This window comes from Hymenobacter translucens (assembly GCF_020685205.1).
Classification (GTDB): Bacteria; Bacteroidota; Bacteroidia; order Cytophagales; family Hymenobacteraceae; genus Hymenobacter; species Hymenobacter translucens.
On sequence record NZ_JAJERB010000002.1, the window covers coordinates 170934 to 186746 of the forward strand.

General features: G+C 63.3%; 12 protein-coding genes. 8 read left to right on the forward strand and 4 right to left on the reverse strand.

Going from position 1 to position 15813, the window contains the following annotated elements:
- Positions 1-30 precede the first annotated feature (30 nt).
- Both LJY25_RS04485 and LJY25_RS04490 read left to right on the forward strand, forming a co-directional pair.
- Positions 31-372, forward strand: coding sequence for a hypothetical protein (locus tag LJY25_RS04485; RefSeq protein WP_227607042.1), 342 nt, complete (start codon positions 31-33; stop codon positions 370-372).
- A gap of 75 nt (positions 373-447) precedes the next feature.
- Positions 448-1743, forward strand: a complete 1296-nt coding sequence (locus LJY25_RS04490; RefSeq protein WP_227607043.1) for an erythromycin esterase family protein — start codon at positions 448-450, stop codon at positions 1741-1743.
- Between the two features lie 49 nt (positions 1744-1792).
- On the opposite strand, the gene LJY25_RS04495 is transcribed toward LJY25_RS04490, so the two are convergent.
- The 3 genes from LJY25_RS04495 to radA form a co-directional block, all read right to left on the reverse strand.
- The gene (locus LJY25_RS04495; RefSeq protein WP_227607044.1) at positions 1793-2815 is read right to left on the reverse strand and encodes an SPASM domain-containing protein; all 1023 of its coding nucleotides are present in this window, start codon (positions 2813-2815) and stop codon (positions 1793-1795) included.
- A gap of 106 nt (positions 2816-2921) precedes the next feature.
- The gene (locus LJY25_RS04500; protein WP_227607045.1) at positions 2922-4445 is read right to left on the reverse strand and encodes a TlpA family protein disulfide reductase; all 1524 of its coding nucleotides are present in this window, start codon (positions 4443-4445) and stop codon (positions 2922-2924) included.
- 221 nt (positions 4446-4666) lie between these two features.
- Complete coding sequence (gene radA / locus LJY25_RS04505; protein ID WP_227607046.1) at positions 4667-6052, reverse strand: DNA repair protein RadA; 1386 nt, start codon at positions 6050-6052, stop codon at positions 4667-4669.
- Between the two features lie 216 nt (positions 6053-6268).
- On the opposite strand from radA, the gene LJY25_RS04510 reads away from it, so the two are divergent.
- The 6 genes from LJY25_RS04510 (at position 6269) to LJY25_RS04535 (ending at position 14332) form a co-directional block, all read left to right on the forward strand.
- The gene (locus LJY25_RS04510) at positions 6269-7630 is read left to right on the forward strand and encodes a tail fiber domain-containing protein (protein ID WP_227607047.1); all 1362 of its coding nucleotides are present in this window, start codon (positions 6269-6271) and stop codon (positions 7628-7630) included.
- Between the two features lie 185 nt (positions 7631-7815).
- Positions 7816-9258: a T9SS type A sorting domain-containing protein gene (locus tag LJY25_RS04515; RefSeq protein ID WP_227607048.1), complete on the forward strand. Its 1443-nt coding sequence runs from the start codon at positions 7816-7818 to the stop codon at positions 9256-9258.
- A 147-nt stretch (positions 9259-9405) separates the two neighbouring features.
- Entirely contained in the window at positions 9406-10797 is a 1392-nt protein-coding gene (locus LJY25_RS04520) for a sensor histidine kinase (RefSeq protein ID WP_227607049.1), read from the forward strand.
- A gap of 233 nt (positions 10798-11030) precedes the next feature.
- On the forward strand, positions 11031-12683 hold the full coding sequence (locus LJY25_RS04525) for an FAD-dependent oxidoreductase (RefSeq protein ID WP_227607050.1): 1653 nt from the start codon (positions 11031-11033) through the stop codon (positions 12681-12683).
- A gap of 207 nt (positions 12684-12890) precedes the next feature.
- Positions 12891-13718: a metallophosphoesterase family protein gene (locus LJY25_RS04530; protein WP_227607051.1), complete on the forward strand. Its 828-nt coding sequence runs from the start codon at positions 12891-12893 to the stop codon at positions 13716-13718.
- Positions 13718-14332: a hypothetical protein gene (locus LJY25_RS04535; RefSeq protein ID WP_227607052.1), complete on the forward strand. Its 615-nt coding sequence runs from the start codon at positions 13718-13720 to the stop codon at positions 14330-14332. Before LJY25_RS04530 ends, LJY25_RS04535 begins: the two co-directional genes overlap by 1 nt.
- Positions 14333-14399: 67 nt before the next feature.
- On the opposite strand, the gene LJY25_RS04540 is transcribed toward LJY25_RS04535, so the two are convergent.
- A complete protein-coding gene (locus tag LJY25_RS04540) occupies positions 14400-15773 on the reverse strand; it encodes a lysophospholipid acyltransferase family protein (protein WP_227607053.1) in 1374 nt (457 codons plus the stop codon).
- Positions 15774-15813: the final 40 nt, after the last annotated feature.

Below are 15813 nucleotides of genomic sequence, written 5' to 3' on the forward strand. Positions count from 1 at the left end.
CTTCCTTTCCAACCCAACGACATCCCGACGATGCAAGACAAAGAAGAAGAACGCTCCATGGTGAACGTGGAGAACAAGCTTTCGAAGGATGGCTTCACCCAGGACTTCAAGGTCGAAGGCGGCCGCCTTCACACCTTCGTGGCCGACTCCCCCAAAACCTACGGACCCGAGGAAGTCACCATCGTGGACTTCTACCGCTTCGAGGGCGAGAGTGACCCCGATGACATGTCGATTCTCTACGCCATCCAGTGCGCCGACGGCGTGAAAGGCACGCTTTCCAACGCCTTTGGCGTGTACGCCGACGACCAGGTGGAAGCCTTTCTGCGGCAGGTAGAAGATCTGGGTAAAAACCTGATGAAGGGCCACAAGTAATGCACTTCCCAGCCTAAGCGCGCCGCGGCAGCACCGGGGCGCGCTTTTTCATTTTCACCTTTCCCTTTCCGAACCGTGAAAACGCCCCTGCCCACCCACCCGCTGCGCACCGCCGCCGACCTCGACCCGCTCATGGCCGCCATCGGCGACGCCCGCATAGTGCTGCTTGGCGAAGCCTCCCACGGCACCTCGGAGTACTATACCTGGCGGTCGGCCATTTCCCGGCGACTGATTCAGGAAAAGGGCTTCCAGTTTATTGCCGTGGAAGGCGACTGGCCCGACTGCTTCGAGGTAAACACCGCCATCAAGCAGCCTGAAGTCACGTACGGCACCGCCGCCCGGCTGCTGCAAACGTTTAACCGCTGGCCCACCTGGATGTGGAACAACTGGGAGGTAGCTGCCCTCGTGGACTGGCTGCACCAGCACAACCGCCAGGTGCCCCTGGGTCAGCGCGTGGGCTTTTACGGGCTGGATGTGTACAGCCTGTGGGAGTCGCTGCAGGAGATTATGCACTACGTGGAGCGCCAGGGCGACGGCGCCGCTACTGCGGCCCACCGGGCCTTTCGCTGCTTCGAGCCGTTCAGCGACGACCCCCAGGAATACGCCCAACACGTCGCCTTCGTGTCGCAGGACTGCGAGGATGAGGTGACGGCCATGCTCCAGGAGCTGCGCCGCCACCCGCCGGTGCTGGCTCCGGCGCTGGGCCTGGAGCGTGAAATGGCTTTTGCCGCCGAGCAGAACGCCCTGGTGGCGGTAAATGCCGAGCGGTACTACCGCGCCATGATTCAGGGCGGCTCCAGCTCCTGGAACGTGCGCGACCACCACATGATGGAAACCCTGACCCGCCTGCTCGACCTGCATGGGCCCGACAGCAAGGCCATCATCTGGGAGCATAACACCCACGTCGGCGACGCCCGCTTCACGGATATGGCCCGGGAGCGGATGGTAAACGTGGGGCAGCTGGCCCGCGAAGCCTACGGTGCCGAGCGGGTCTTTATTGCCGGGTTCGGGTCTTACCAGGGCTCTGTTATTGCCGGCAAGTCCTGGGGCGCCCCCATGGAACCCATGACGGTGCCCGAGGCCCGGCGCGGCTCCTGGGAAAACCTGCTGCACGAGCAGCTGAAAGGCGAAAATGCCCTCCTACTTAGCGCCGAGTTTCGGCGGCACCCGGCGGTATCCGACGTGCTGGGCCACCGGGCTATCGGCGTCGTGTACCGCCCCCAGTTCGAGCAGTTCGGCAACTACGTGCCCTCGATGATGGCAGAGCGGTACGACGCGTTCCTGTTCATCGACCAGACCAAGGCCCTGCATCCTCTCCCCGTCCGCCCCGACGAGCACGTTCCCCCGGACATGTATCCGTGGAATGAGTGATTTGGTGATATTCCGGATCCGCGCCGTAGGCTAAATCACCTGGTTACCGTTACCCCCACACCTTGGTGCCTTCGGTACAGTTGCGGCACATTTCGATCTGGTCCCGGCCCTTGAGCAGGGAGGCGCGGAAGCCGCGGTACTTGGGGCCGTGCCAGAGCTGGCGGAAGGTCTCGGTTTTCAAGTCACCCTGCCGGTACTCGGCGTCTTTGTCAAAGCAGCAGGGCACTACGAGGCCATCCCAGGTGATAACGCAGCTGTGCCACATCTTCCAGCAGTGGTTGACGAGCTTGTTCTTGATGCTCCAGCTGCCATCCTTGTTGTTCTCGTAGCGGGAGTAGTAGTCGATGGTCGGAATAAGCGGGGAGCCTTGCTGGTAGTCGTAGATCTGGGCGGTCTTAAACCACACGTCGTCGACGCCCATTTCCTTGGCCATGCGGCGGGCGTCGTCCATCTGATGCTCGTTGGGGCGCACCACCAGAAACTGAAATACAACCCGTGGCGTGCTGGATTTCAGCTCCTTGCGCCACTTGATGATGTTACGGGTGCCTTCGAGCACCTTGTCGAGCTTGCCGCCCACCCGGTATTGCTGGTACACCTCCTGGGTGGTGCCGTCGAGGGAGATAATCAGTCGGTCCAGCCCCGACTCGACCGTGCGGCGCGCGTTCTGGTCGTTGAGGTAGTGGGCGTTGGTGCTGGTGGCCGTGTAGATGCCCTTGTCGGCGGCGTACTTTACCAGGTCCAGAAAGCGCGGGTGCAAGTACGGCTCCCCCTGGAAGTAGAAAATCAGATACCAGAGCCGCTTGCTGACCTCGTCAATCGTCTTTTTGAACAGCTCATCGGGCAGCATCCCCGTAGGCCGCGTAAAGGAGCGCAGGCCGCTGGGGCACTCGGGGCAGCGCAGGTTGCAGCTGGTCGTTGGCTCAAACGACAAGGCCAGGGGCAGGCCCCAGTGCCGGGGCTTGCCGGTAAGCTTGCTCAGCGCGTAGCTGCCCACTACCTGGGCCGTATTCAGCGCCCGGGTCGGGGTGAGCTTGCTCAGAAAGTTAAGTCCGTCGGTAAGGGTAGAAGCCATGCGGGGCAAAGGTCGGCAGAATAGAACTGAAAACGCAGCCCCTGTAAAGCAGCAGCGCCCCCCGAAGGTTTCGGAAGGCGCTGCTTTTCACTTGGAAAGTCTTTCGCTACTTGGATCCGTCCGGCGTCAGGGTACTGGAGTAGGTGGAAGCCTTGCCGAACGACTCCTTGATTTCATCAACGGCGGCGCGGCTGCTCAGGCGCTTAGGCTTGGTGTTCAGGAAGGTACCGTCTTCGCCCAGCAGCAAGTAGGTCGGCACTTCCTGCAGGGCGTAGGATTTGGCCAGGGCGGAGCGGAGCCCGCCCGACACCCGCAGGTGCACGCCGGGCAGCTTCTTGCTGGTCACCAGCTGCTTCCAGGCCGGCTCGTTTTCGTCGAAGGCAATATTGATGAACACGATGTTCTTGCCCTCAAACTTGCGCGCCAGGTCCTGGGCGTACGGCAGGTCGCGCAGACACAGGCCGCTGGTTGATTTCCAGAAGTTGAGGTACACCAGCTTGCCCTGAAAGTCGCGGAGGGAAACCGAGTCGCCGGTCACCGAAACCAGCTTGAAGTTGGGAGCCGGAGCGCCGATGGCAAAGGTCTTGTGCTGGTCGAAGTCGTGCTGCAGCAAAGGCAGGTACAGACCCTTGGCATCTACGGCGCGGAACTCCTCGAGCATGGCCGCCGACTGCTTCACGTGGGCAAAGCGGAACGACTCCTGCAGCACCCGACCCATAATGATGGGCTGGGCCGGACCGGTGAGCTGCTTTTTGGCAATGTCATAGCACACCCGGTAGAAGTCGGGGTCGGTGCGCTGGTGCTTGGCAGCTACGGCGCTGAAGTGCACGTAGTTGAGCAGGAATTCGTGGTACAGGTCGCTGGTAATGGCCCCGGGGTTGTTGATCAGCGACTCTTCCTTCAGGAAGTCGTAGTAGCCTTCCGACATCTTCATGCGGTTCTGGCCCACCACCACCTGCTCGCGCAGGTCCTGAAAAGTAAGCCGGTCGTTGGCGTAGGAGTAGTCGATTTCCGCCTTGGCGTAGTTGTAGAAAGCCGGGGACAGCGCCTCTTTCTCGGAGTTGTCTTCCAGGAAGTTCATTTCTTCCTTACGGCGGTAGTCCAGAAAGCCCAGGAAGCCCGGCTCGTAGAACGTGATGTTGTCGGGCAATACCTGGAACCCGTCGTTGGCAATAAACTTCTCATCTACCTCCACCAGGTAGTTGTTGGCATTAGCCGCCTGCTGACGGCGGAGCTGGTCGGGGGTCAGGTTAGCCCGGCGCCCCGATACGTCGTTGGCCTTGAACTTGAGCGTGCTTTGCATCTCCTCTCCCTTGAAGCGCAAATCCAGGGAGTTGCCGGGCTCGAGAAACATGATAGCTACGTCGTCGCCGTACACGAGGTCGGCTTTGGTAGGGCCGGCCACGGTAAGCGCCAGCCGAAACTCTCCCTTGTCGTTGAGGCCGGCATAGGTGATGAGCTCCTTGGGACTGAGCGGGTTTTCGCGTACCGAAACCGCAATCGAGTCGTCGGTTGGGTTGCTGATTTTGCCGGTCAAAACCACCGTTCCCTGGGCCCGGCCCAGGTGGGGAGTCGAAAGCAAAGCGGTCAGCAGTGCCAGACCAGCAGAAAAGCGAAATATAAAGGCCATCGGGACGAAAATCAGGGGTGGGCAATTCGACCGAGCTGGTCTGTCTTTCGTGGGAAAAGACAATTGCTATACCGAATATACAACCATCAGGTTCAGAATGTCCAATCCGGCCGGGGGCTTTTTTCGTAACCCCCGATCATTCCAAGGCAATCCTTTTTTATTCCTGCTGGGTAAAAGTCAGGACGCACTTTCGCCGCAATGGGTTGCCTGAAAGTCTCGGATCAGCCAAATAAGCCGCTCAGCACTTCATCCAGCCGCCCTACCGGCTGAGCCCGAATACCATAGCGGGCCAGATCGAGGCCGCGGGCGTTGAACTGCGAGATGTACATCTCCCGGAAGCCCAGCTTTTCCGCCTCGGACAGCCGCTGGTCGAGGCGGCTGACGGCCCGGATTTCGCCGCTTAGCCCCACCTCGGCCGCCAGGCAGACGTTGCCGGGAATGGGCAGGTCGTTGAGCGACGAAACCACTGCCGCGCACACCGCCAGGTCCAGGGCCGGGTCGTCGAGGCGCAGGCCGCCGGCAATGTTGAGGAATACGTCGTGCTGACCCAGGCGCAGGCCGCCGCGCTTTTCAAGAACCGCCAGCAGCATGTTCAGGCGCTTGGCGTCGAAGCCGGTGCTGCTGCGCTGGGGCGTGCCGTAGGTGGCAGGCGTTACCAGGGCCTGCACTTCCACCAGCAGGGGACGGTTGCCTTCGAGCGTAGCGCCGATGGCCATGCCGCTCAGGCTCTCGGTGCGCTGGCTGAGCAGGATTTCGGAGGGGTTGCTTACCTGCCGCAGACCGGTGCCCTGCATCTCGTAGATGCCCAGCTCGGAGGTGGAGCCGAAGCGGTTTTTGGTGGTTCGCAGAATCCGGTAGCTCAGGTGCCGGTCGCCCTCAAACTGCAGCACGGTGTCCACCATATGCTCCAGGATCTTGGGGCCGGCAATGGAGCCGTCCTTGGTGATGTGGCCGATGAGCAGCACCGGCACCCCGGTTTCCTTGGCATACTTGAGCAGCTCGGCCGTGCACTCCCGCACCTGGCTGACCGATCCCGCGCCCGACTCCACCAGCCCGGAGTGCAGGGTCTGAATCGAGTCGACAATCACCACGTTGGGCTGCAGCTGATCGATCTGCTTGAAGATGTTCTGGGTGTTGGTTTCAGTCAGGATGTAGCACTGCGGGTGCTGGGGCCCGAGCCGCTCGGCGCGCATCTTGATTTGCTGCTCACTTTCCTCCCCCGAGATGTACAGCACCTTCATCTGAGTCAGGCTCATGGCAATCTGCAGCATCAGCGTGCTTTTGCCGATGCCGGGCTCCCCGCCGATAAGCACCAGGGAGCCCGGCACCAGCCCCCCGCCCAGCACGCGGTTCAGCTCCCCGTCGTTGGTGTCGAACCGCGACTCCTCCTCGTAGTGAATCTCCCCGATGGGCCGGGGCTTGCTGCTGGTCTTCAGGCCGGGCCCCGACGTGGGCGGCTTCCAGGAGCCGGCAGCCTGGGTATCTTCCTTCTGGATAACCTCTTCGACGTAGGTGTTCCACTCCCCGCAGCTGGGGCAGCGGCCAATCCACTTGGCGCTCTGCGCGCCGCAGTTCTGACAGAAATAAAGGGTCTTGAGCTTGGCCATAGAATCAGGGAGAGGCAAAAGAAAATAATGCTTCCGCCAGCTAAAAAGTTTGGCAAGAACGAGGTTTTTGATTGTTTCGGCCTTATAATCGATTGGTCCTTCCGGCGTGAAAGCAGGCAGTTTGGAGGCGCTGACACTCCATCCGACGTCGTTGGCATACATAGCCTTCCCACCAGCCGGGGACCATGATACTTTGCCACTACTATTTCCTCCGCTATGCAGCACCTTTTTACCCACTACCTGCCGGCCACCCTGCTCCTGGCTTTGCTGTCCGCCACCGGGGCCCGGGCTCAGGCCACCCAGAACTACGGCTTCAACGACCACGAAATCCTCTTGAGGAACGTCTCCGACGGCAACCACGGCCTGGGCTGGTACGGAGCCGCCACCAGCACCAAGAACTGGCTGGGGCAAAACGTCGACGGGCCCGTGCTGTACGGCTACACCGGCGGCGTGCTGGGCATCAACCGGGGCGGCTCCCGCCAGTCGGTGCTGACCTGGAACTACTCCGGCAACGTCGGCATCGGCGTCAACGACCCGCAATATCCGCTGCACGTAACCGGGGCCGGCTACTTTACCGGCGCCCTGACCACGGCCGGGGGACTCACGACCACGGGCGCCCTGAGCGTGGGCGGCAACGCCGCCATTACCGGTTCCCTCAGCACCAATGGTAACATAGCTACCGCCGGGCGGCTGGGGTCGGGAACCACTACGCCGCTGCTGCAGCTGCACCTGGCTAACAACAACACCCCGGCCCTGCGCCTGGAGCAAACCAACACCGGCGGCTTTGCAGCCCAGACCTGGGATATCGGCGCCAACGAAGCCAACTTTTTTGTGCGTGACGTGACGGGTGGCTCCCGCCTGCCCTTCCGCATCCGCCCCGGCGCCCCGACCAGCTCCATCGACATCGGCGCCAGCGGCAACGTGGGCATCGGCACGCCCAGCCCCCAGGCCAAGCTCGACGTGCGGGGAAATGTAAAGATCCTGGAAGCCAACACCCTGGAGTTTGGCGCGGGCCTGCCGGGCAAGCACGCCGACGCGGGCACCATCGGCTACGGCAACATCACGACCGACGCGCTGAACATCGTGGGCGCGGGTTCCAGCACCACCGACCGTAAGGTAACCGTATACTCCGAAGGCGGCATGACCATCACCGGCAACCTTACCCTGAACGGGGTGGTGGCCTCCAGCTCCGACGCCCGCCTGAAAACCGACGTGCGCCCCCTGCGCGACGCACTGGCCGGGGTCCGGGCATTGCAGGGCCGGCGCTACCGCTTCAAAGCCGGTCAGGGGCCGCAGGGCGAGCAGCTGGGCTTTATCGCGCAGGAGCTTGAGCAGGTGTATCCCGAGCTGGTCAGCACCGGTGCCGACGGGCTCAAGGCTGTCAACTACGCCCAACTGACCCCGGTGCTGGTCGAGGCCCTGAAAGAGCAGCAGCGCCAGATCGAGCAGCTGCGCACCGAGCTGTCGGCAGCTCAGAAGCAGCTCCGGCAGCCGCCGCCAGCGGGCAGCACCGCCGCGCTGGAGGCCCGGCTGAAAAACCTGGAAGTTCTGCTGGGGGCGCGGGCTGCCAGTGAGTAGCCCGCGCTGCCCTGCCGGCGCCCAACCGGCAGAACACTGGCTGCTGATGGGGGTAAGCTGCTTTCCGCCAGCGTTCTGATTGCGCCGAATAAACGCTGATTGCCAGTCTGCCGCTGCACATGATCCGGTCAGCTATAGCAGAGGCGCCTGAATAAATTGTATCTTTCAGCCTAAAGTCCCTGATTATGAAAACACTCTACGCTACGGTACTTCTGGCAGCCCTTACCTTACCGCTGGCTGCCCAGCACCTCACCAACGACGGAGCCCAGATAACGGTGGCGTCGGGAGCGACGCTGTTTGTCAGCGGCGCCGTCAATAATAAAGCCGGCGGCACCTTTACCAACAACGGCACCGTGGAAGTGCAGGGCAACTTCACCAATGCCGGCACCATCAGCGGCAGTACCGGCAAAGTGGTCATCAGCGGTACTACCGACCAGACGCTGACGGCCGGGGGCGCCACGCTCTACCAGCTGCAGGTCAACAAGCCCGGCGGCAGCACGTCCCTGCTGGTTGCCGACGACCTGACGGTGAGCAACCTGCTCACGCTGACCAGCGGCATGGTAAAAACCACCGGCACGGCCACCATCCTGATTCCGACAACCGGCTCCGTAACAGGCGAGGCCACCGGCCGCTACGTGCAGGGCAAGCTCCAGGTGCAGCGTAACAGCACCGGCAGCACCGACTTCGGCAACGGCGCCATCATAGACCTGACTTCCCTGGGTACCGTGACCGTGCTGCGCACGGCGGGCCTGCAGACGGCCAACGTCAGCTACGGCCAGAGCCCGGTAAACGCCGCCCGCAAGGGCATCGACCGGATCTGGACCATCACCAGCTCCGCAGCCCCCAACGGCGCCGTGCCGATTACCTTTAGCTGGCTGCCCGAAAACGACAACGGCATCCTGGACTTTGCGACCATGCAGGGCTGGCGCGCCGCCGGCACCGGCACCTGGGAAAACGTGGGTACGCCCGGCCCGGCCACCATCGACCCAGCCACCTCTACCCGCAGCTTTGCCTTCACCACGACCAGCCTGGGCAGTCTCACGCTTTCCAATGCCTCCAACCCCCTGCCGGTGGAGCTGACGGAGTTTACCGCGGAGCGCCGCGAAAACCACGCCCGCCTGCGCTGGGTTACGGCTTCGGAGAAAGACAACGACTATTTCGACGTGGAAAGCAGCATTGACGGCCGCACGTTCAGCCGGATTGGCACGGTAAAGGGCCGGGGTACGACCAGTCAGCGCAGCACCTACGAGCTGCTGGATGCCCGCATTGCCCGCTACGGGGCCGACGTTATTTACTACCGCCTCCGCCAGGTCGACAAGGATGGCAAAGCTTCCCACAGCCCCCTGCGGACCGTCACGGTGCCTGCCGAATCCGAGCTGATGATCCAGGCTTTCCCGAATCCCTTTGGCAAGCACCTGACCATCCGCATCCGGTCGGTAGTGGCCAGCCCGGTAAACCTGGGCGTGCACGATGCGCTGGGCAAGCGGGTATTCTCAAAAGCCGCGGAGCTGACGGCGGGCACCAACGAGCTGGCGCTGGATGAGCTGCAGCAACTTCCCCGGGGCGTGTACTTTCTGACCGTGCGCACGGCCGGGGAGCAGCGGGTGCTGAAGCTGACCCGCGAATAGCCGGGCGGCCGGCCTGCGCCGGACGTCTGCCTTCCAACCGGAAAGCGTCTTGTCGTTGGGCAAGGCGCTTTCCGGCGTTTTATACCAGGTGTAAACGCCGCTTGCTACCTTCGGCTACTGTCCGGTTGCCTTCTTAAGCTCCTCCGCATGTCTGCCCCCTGCCCACCCGCCGAGCTGGCGGGCATCGAAACGTTTGCCGGGCTTCCGCCTGAAACTCTCACCTGGCTGACCGAGCACGGGGAGTGCCGCGACCTGGCTCCGCACGAGGTAATGATTCAGCCCGGCGACCCGGCGGAGTTCCTGTTTGCCGTGCTGGCCGGCGCAATACAGTTCTACAGCGCGAACAAGGGCAACCGGGAGCCCCTGTTTCGGGTGGAAGCGGGCAAGGTAAGCGGGGTGCTGCCCTACTCCCGGCTGCGCGTGGCCAACAACAGCGGGGAGGCGCTGGGACCAACCCGGCTGTACCTGCTGCACCGCGACAAGTTTGCCGAGCTGGAGCGGGTAAGTCCCGAGCTGATTCAGCGGCTGGTGGGAGTGATGTCGGACCGGGCACGGGACGAGGTGCGGGCCCAGGAGCGCGACGACAAGCTCCGGGCCCTGGGCAAGCTTTCGGCCGGTCTGGCCCACGAGCTCAACAACCCCGCGGCCGCCATCAGCCGGGCCGCCGAGTCGCTGCAGAAGCTGGTGACCGGCAAACCTGCCCACCTGATTGAGCTTCTGCAGCACTGCCCCGACCCGCCCGTGCTGGCCCGGCTGCTGGGCCTGGCCCAGACCAGCTCACCGGTAGCATCCGTGCTGTCGAGCCTGGAGCAGGCCGACCAGGAAGACGAGCTGGCCGACTGGCTCGAAATCCAGGGCGTGAGCGGAGGCTACCAGTACGCGACCGGCCTGCTGGCCGCCGGCCTGACCACCGATGCCCTGGCTCCGGTGCTGACCGAGCTGCCCAAATCGGCGCGGCCGGCCGCCGTAGCCTGGCTTGAAGCGCAGCTGACGACGGGCCGACTGCTGCTCGACGTGCAGGAAGCCAGCACCCGTATCAGCACGCTGGTGGGCAACGTGAAAACCTACTCGCACATGGACCGCGCCGCCGGCCTGGAGCTGCTCGACGTCCACGCCGGACTCGACAGCACCCTGAACATCCTGGGCTATGCCCTGCGGCAAAAGAACATTCAGGTGGTGCGTGATTTCGGCCCTGATCTGCCCAAAGTGCCCGGGCAGGTGAGCAGCCTCAACCAGGTGTGGACCAACCTGCTCGACAACGCCGTGGACGCTTTATCTTCGGGTGGGGAGCTGGTGCTGCGAACCCGCCACCAGGGCGACTTCGTGTGCATCACGATCCAGGACAACGGCCCGGGTATTCCGGCCGACGTGCTGCCGCATATCTTCGAGCCGTTTTTCACCACCAAGCCGGCCGGCTCCGGCTCGGGACTGGGCCTCGATATTGCCCAGCGCATCGTCCGCAGCCACAACGGCCGCCTGCAGGTGCGCTCCGAGCCCGGCCAGACGGCCTTCAGCGTGTGGCTGCCGGTGAGTAATTGATGGCTGATTGCTGATTGGTGGTTGTTGTCATCCTGAGCTTGCGAACCGAAGGTCGACGTAGTCAAGGACTTTCGCACCGCAGAACGACTTGCAGCCGAACGACCATCGTAACAACGACCCGTTCTGGCCTGATAAGGTCCTTCGGCTACGCCGGACGCCAGACGAAGAATGACATTGGCCTAACAATCAGCAAACGACAATCAGGCACTATCACCGAATCACTAATATAAGTAATGAAAAAGCCGATCCTCTTAGTCGTTGACGACGACCCCCAGGTGCTGAATGCCATTGACCGGGACCTGCGGACCGAGTTCCGGCGCGACTACCGCGTACTGCGGGCCAGCTCGGGCGAGCAGGCGCTCAGCACCCTGCACGAACTGAAAACCCGGGAGGAGCCCCTGGCTTTGATCCTGGCCGACCAGCGCATGCCCGGCATGGAAGGCGTGGAGCTGCTCGAGCAGGCCCGCAGCCTGTTTCCGGATGCCAAGCGGGTGCTGCTGACGGCCTACGCCGACACGGAAGCCGCCATTCGCGCCATCAACAACGCCCGGCTCGACCACTACCTGATGAAGCCCTGGGACCCGCCGGAAACGCTGCTCTACCCCACGCTCCACGATCTGCTGGCCGCCTGGCAGGCCCAGTACCAGCCCCAGTTTGACGGCCTGCGCCTGATCGGCTTTCAATGGTCCCCGCTTTCGCACGAGCTCAAGGACTTCCTAAGCGGCTACCTCGTCGGCTACCAGTGGTTTGATTTTGAGAGCAACCCGGCGGCGGCGCCCCTGCTGGCCTCGAAAGGCTACCAGCCTGCCGACCTGCCCCTGGTTATCTGCGCCGACGGCAGCATTCTGGCCAAGCCCGACAAAACCCTGCTGGCCCGCCATATTGGTCTGCCCCTGACGGCTACGCAGGAGCTGTACGACGTGGTGGTTATCGGAGCCGGGCCCTCGGGGCTGGCCGCGGCGGTGTACGGCGCTTCCGAAGGACTGAAAACCCTGGTGGTGGAGCGTCAGTCGCCGGGCGGACAGGCGGGCACCAGCTCCCGCATCGAAAACTACCTGGGCTTCCCGACCGGCCTGAGCGGGGCTGAGCTGGCCCACCGCGCCTGGACCCAGGCCATCCGCCTGGGAGCCGAATTTGTAGCGCCCCAGGAGGTAACGAACCTGTGCGTGCAGGACGGCTACAAAGTGCTGACCATGGCCGACGGCACCGAAGTACGCACCAAAGCCGTGGTTTTGACGATGGGCGTAAGCTACCGCACCCTCGACGTGCCGGGCATCGACCAGCTGACGGGGGCGGGCGTGTACTACGGCGCGGCCCGCACCGAAGCCCGCTCCTGCGACCAGCAGGACGTGTACATCGTGGGCGGGGGCAACTCGGCGGGGCAGGCCGCCATGTACCTGGCCACCTACGCCCGCCGGGTCGTTATCCTGATCCGGGGCGAGTCGCTGGCGGCGTCGATGTCGGCCTACCTGATCGAGCAGATCCGCACTACGCCCAACATCGAGCTGCTGCCCTTCAGTCAGGTAACCGCCGTGCGGGGCGAGCAGCACCTGGAAGAAGTGGTGCTCAGCGTGAGCGGGCAGGAAGAGGTGCGGTCGGCCCGGGCGCTGTTCGTATTTATCGGCGCCAAGCCGAGCACCGAGTGGGTCCACAGCTCGGTGCTCTGCGACGCGAAAGGCTTCGTGCTCACTGGCCGCGACCTGCTGCCGGATGCCCGGTTTGCGGCTTTGTGGCAGCGTAAGCGGGAGCCGTTTCTGCTCGAAACGTGCCTGCCCGGCGTCTTTGCGGCCGGCGACAGTCGGGCTGGGGCTATGGCCCGGGTGGCTTCGGCAGTAGGCGAGGGCTCCATGGCCATCAAGTTTGTGCATCAGTATCTTGACGAATAGCAGCGGCTGCCGAAGTGCTGGCAGCATTATTCTTCACCGAAGGATTTTACGGGTCCGTCGGGTTGGGGCGGCTGTTCGTCGGGCAATACTGTTCGGTCGTGGTGGGGTCCGGGTTCGTGACACAACCACAGTATAGTTCTGGCAGTATAAACGGCCGTTGGCACCTGACGCGGGTGCCTGAAAGACAGCTGTTTTTGTGTTGACGCTATGCTACACCCCTTACTTTCCCGAACCCGGCTTTCTCTGCTGGCCAGCACCGCGGCGCTGCTGCTGGGCGGCTGCGAGATGCTGGAGTTCAGCCCCAACGACTACCGCTCCCCCAAAGATCAGACGGACCTGACCCGCAAAAACCTGGAGCGCCTGATGGCTAGCCCGGTCCCGGCCGGTGATACCCTGCGGTTTGTCTTTACCGGTGACTCCCAGCGGTTTTACGACGCGGCCGAGGGGCTGGTCGAGAGCGTCAACCAGCAGCGGGGCATCAACTTCGTTATCGTGGCCGGCGACATTTCCGACTTCGGAATGGGCCGGGAGATGCGCTGGGTGGACGACAAGCTGCGGAAGCTGAACGTACCTTACCTCACCGTCATCGGCAACCACGACCAGGTAGGCAACGGGCGCGAAGCCTACCAGCACATCTTCGGGGCGCTCAACTACTCGTTTGTGTATGGGGGCACCAAGTTCATCATGACCGATACCAACGGCCGGGAGTACAACTTCAACGGGAAAGTGCCCGACATACCCTGGGTGCAGCAGCAGCTGGCCGACGCCAGCACGCCCCGGCAGATTGTGGTTTCCCACGTGCCCCCCCAGGATGAGGACTTCGACCCGGCCTTGCGGGAGCCCTACATCGTGACGCTGCGGGAAGCTCCGCGCCTCGTGTTCGAGCTCAACGGCCACCGCCACTCCTTCAGCATCGGCCAGCCCTTTGGCGATGACGTCACCTACATCAATTCTTCCGCTTTCGATACCCGGCAGTACGTGATTCTCACGGTGTGGGGAGACAAGCAGTTCCGGCTGCAAAAAGTAACTTTCTGATGAGCCGCACCTTACTTTTACTGGCCCTGGCCGCCCTGCCGCTCGCATCGGCTGCCCAATCTACCACGTCTGCTGCTTCGGAAGGGGCAATGGAAACGCCCTGGTACCGGCCCCGCCACCTGATCCTGCAAACCGCCGGCGGCGTGGGCATGGTTGCGGGCGGCGTCGGCTACTCCTTTGCCAAAGACAAGCTGGAAACGGATATTCTGGTGGGCTACGTGCCCAAGCGCTACGCCGGCTCCACGCTGTCGATTGCCACGGCTAAGTTTATGTACACGCCCTTCGCCCTGCCCCTGGGCGAGAAGCTGCGCCTCCACCCGCTCACGGTGGGGCCTTACCTGAGCTACACCCACGGCACCATCAACGATGAGGAGCGGGGACAGTACACCAAAGACTACTACTGGTTTTCGAGCGATACCCGGGTAGGCTTCCTGGCGGGCAGCCGGCTCACCTATCTGCGGGGCACGGGGGCTACGGGGCGGCCCCGGAATGTGTCGGCTTACTACGAGCTGGGCAGTAACGACCTGTACCTGCTCAGCTACTACGGCAACCGCCGGGGGCTCGGCATAGGTGATATTCTGACCCTGGCCCTGGGCCTGAAGGCCGACTTTTAGCGCGGGCCCAGGTGTTCGAATTCTGCGTCAGCCAGGCGGCGCGGCTTTTCGGGGGCCGTGCCGCTTTTTACTTGGAGTGGGTGGCCAGATAGGCCGTGCGGGCGTCAGCGAGCATGCGCATGATGACGGTGCGCTGCCGGAGCAGTGCTTCGATCACCTCGGGCTGGCGGCGGAACAGCCGCAGCACCCGCAGCCGCCGCAGCCGCCGCTCCAGCGCATTCCAGTAGCGCAGGGCGTAGAAGCCGGTCAGCGGCAGGCTTATACCATACGCCAGCGTGAGGCGCCAGTCGTGGAAAAAGTACTGGACCAGCGCAATCTGCACCGCGTAGCCAATGGTGAAGGTGAGCATACCGGTCACCAGCATGATGGGTGCCACGAACTCCACGTCCTTGGTGGCCCGCTTGGCTACCACCGAAGGCAGAATGTAGGGCAGGTAGTTGTTGACAACACCGTACACGTACACCGGAAAGCCTACCGCCAGCTTCAGCGCCGTCGTCAGCCCCCGGACTACCCGGGAGCCGGTCCGGTTCGACTCCAGGGCTTCGTCAGAAAGGCGTAGGCGGCGCAGCTCCCCGAGGTAGTTGTTGAGCCGGGTCCGGACTTCGGTGAGGCGGCCGGGGTCGTGCTGCTCAAAGAACGGCACAGCTTCGAGCAGGGTGCGGCTGAGTTGAAAGTTGTCGTAGAGCGTTTCCTCGTCGTCGGGCACCAGATACTCGCCAAAGGTGCGCTCCACCTGCTGCACCAGCTCGTCCTCGGCCGCGTCGCGGGTGATGATCAGGCGCCTCTCCAGGCGGATGCGGATTTCCTCGGTCAGCGCGTCGGCGGCGGCCAGCGGGTCCTGCCGGTACTGCTCGGCGTAGGCGGCCACGGCAATGGGCGGACCCACGTTTATGAACACGTCGGAGCGGAAGCGGGTGGGGTCGAAGTAGTTGATGCCCACCGGCAGCACGTGCAAGCCCAGCGCGAAGTCGTGGCGGGCCTCGGTGCCCAGGGCAATGCGGGCCGCCCCGGTTTTGAGCGGCCGGAGCCGGCGCTCCGAAATGCTGGTCCCCTCGGGAAAGATCATGATGGTGCCGCGCCGGTCCAGGTAGTCGTAGCACTTCCCGAACACGTCCTCGTTGCGCTGAGCCAGCTCCGCGGCACTGACCTTGCCGGCCCCGCTTTCGGCATCCTGGCGGCGGTAAATGGGCAGGGAATTGCCGGAAGTGAGAATGGTGCGGAGAATGGGGTTTTCGAAAAACGTGCTTTTGGCCAGAAAGGCAATCGGGTCGCGGCGGTTGATGGCCACGACGAGCGGGTCCATCAGGGTGTTGGGGTGGTTGCCTACGATGAGCAGCGGGCCCGGCACCTGCAGACGCTCAGGATGGCGCACCTCCAGTCGTCGGAAGAACACGCGCAGGGCCACCTGCACAATGGGTTTGAAGACGGTATAGAAGAGCATACCGCAAGATAGAAGGACTCACCGGCTCGGGCCGGCTGTC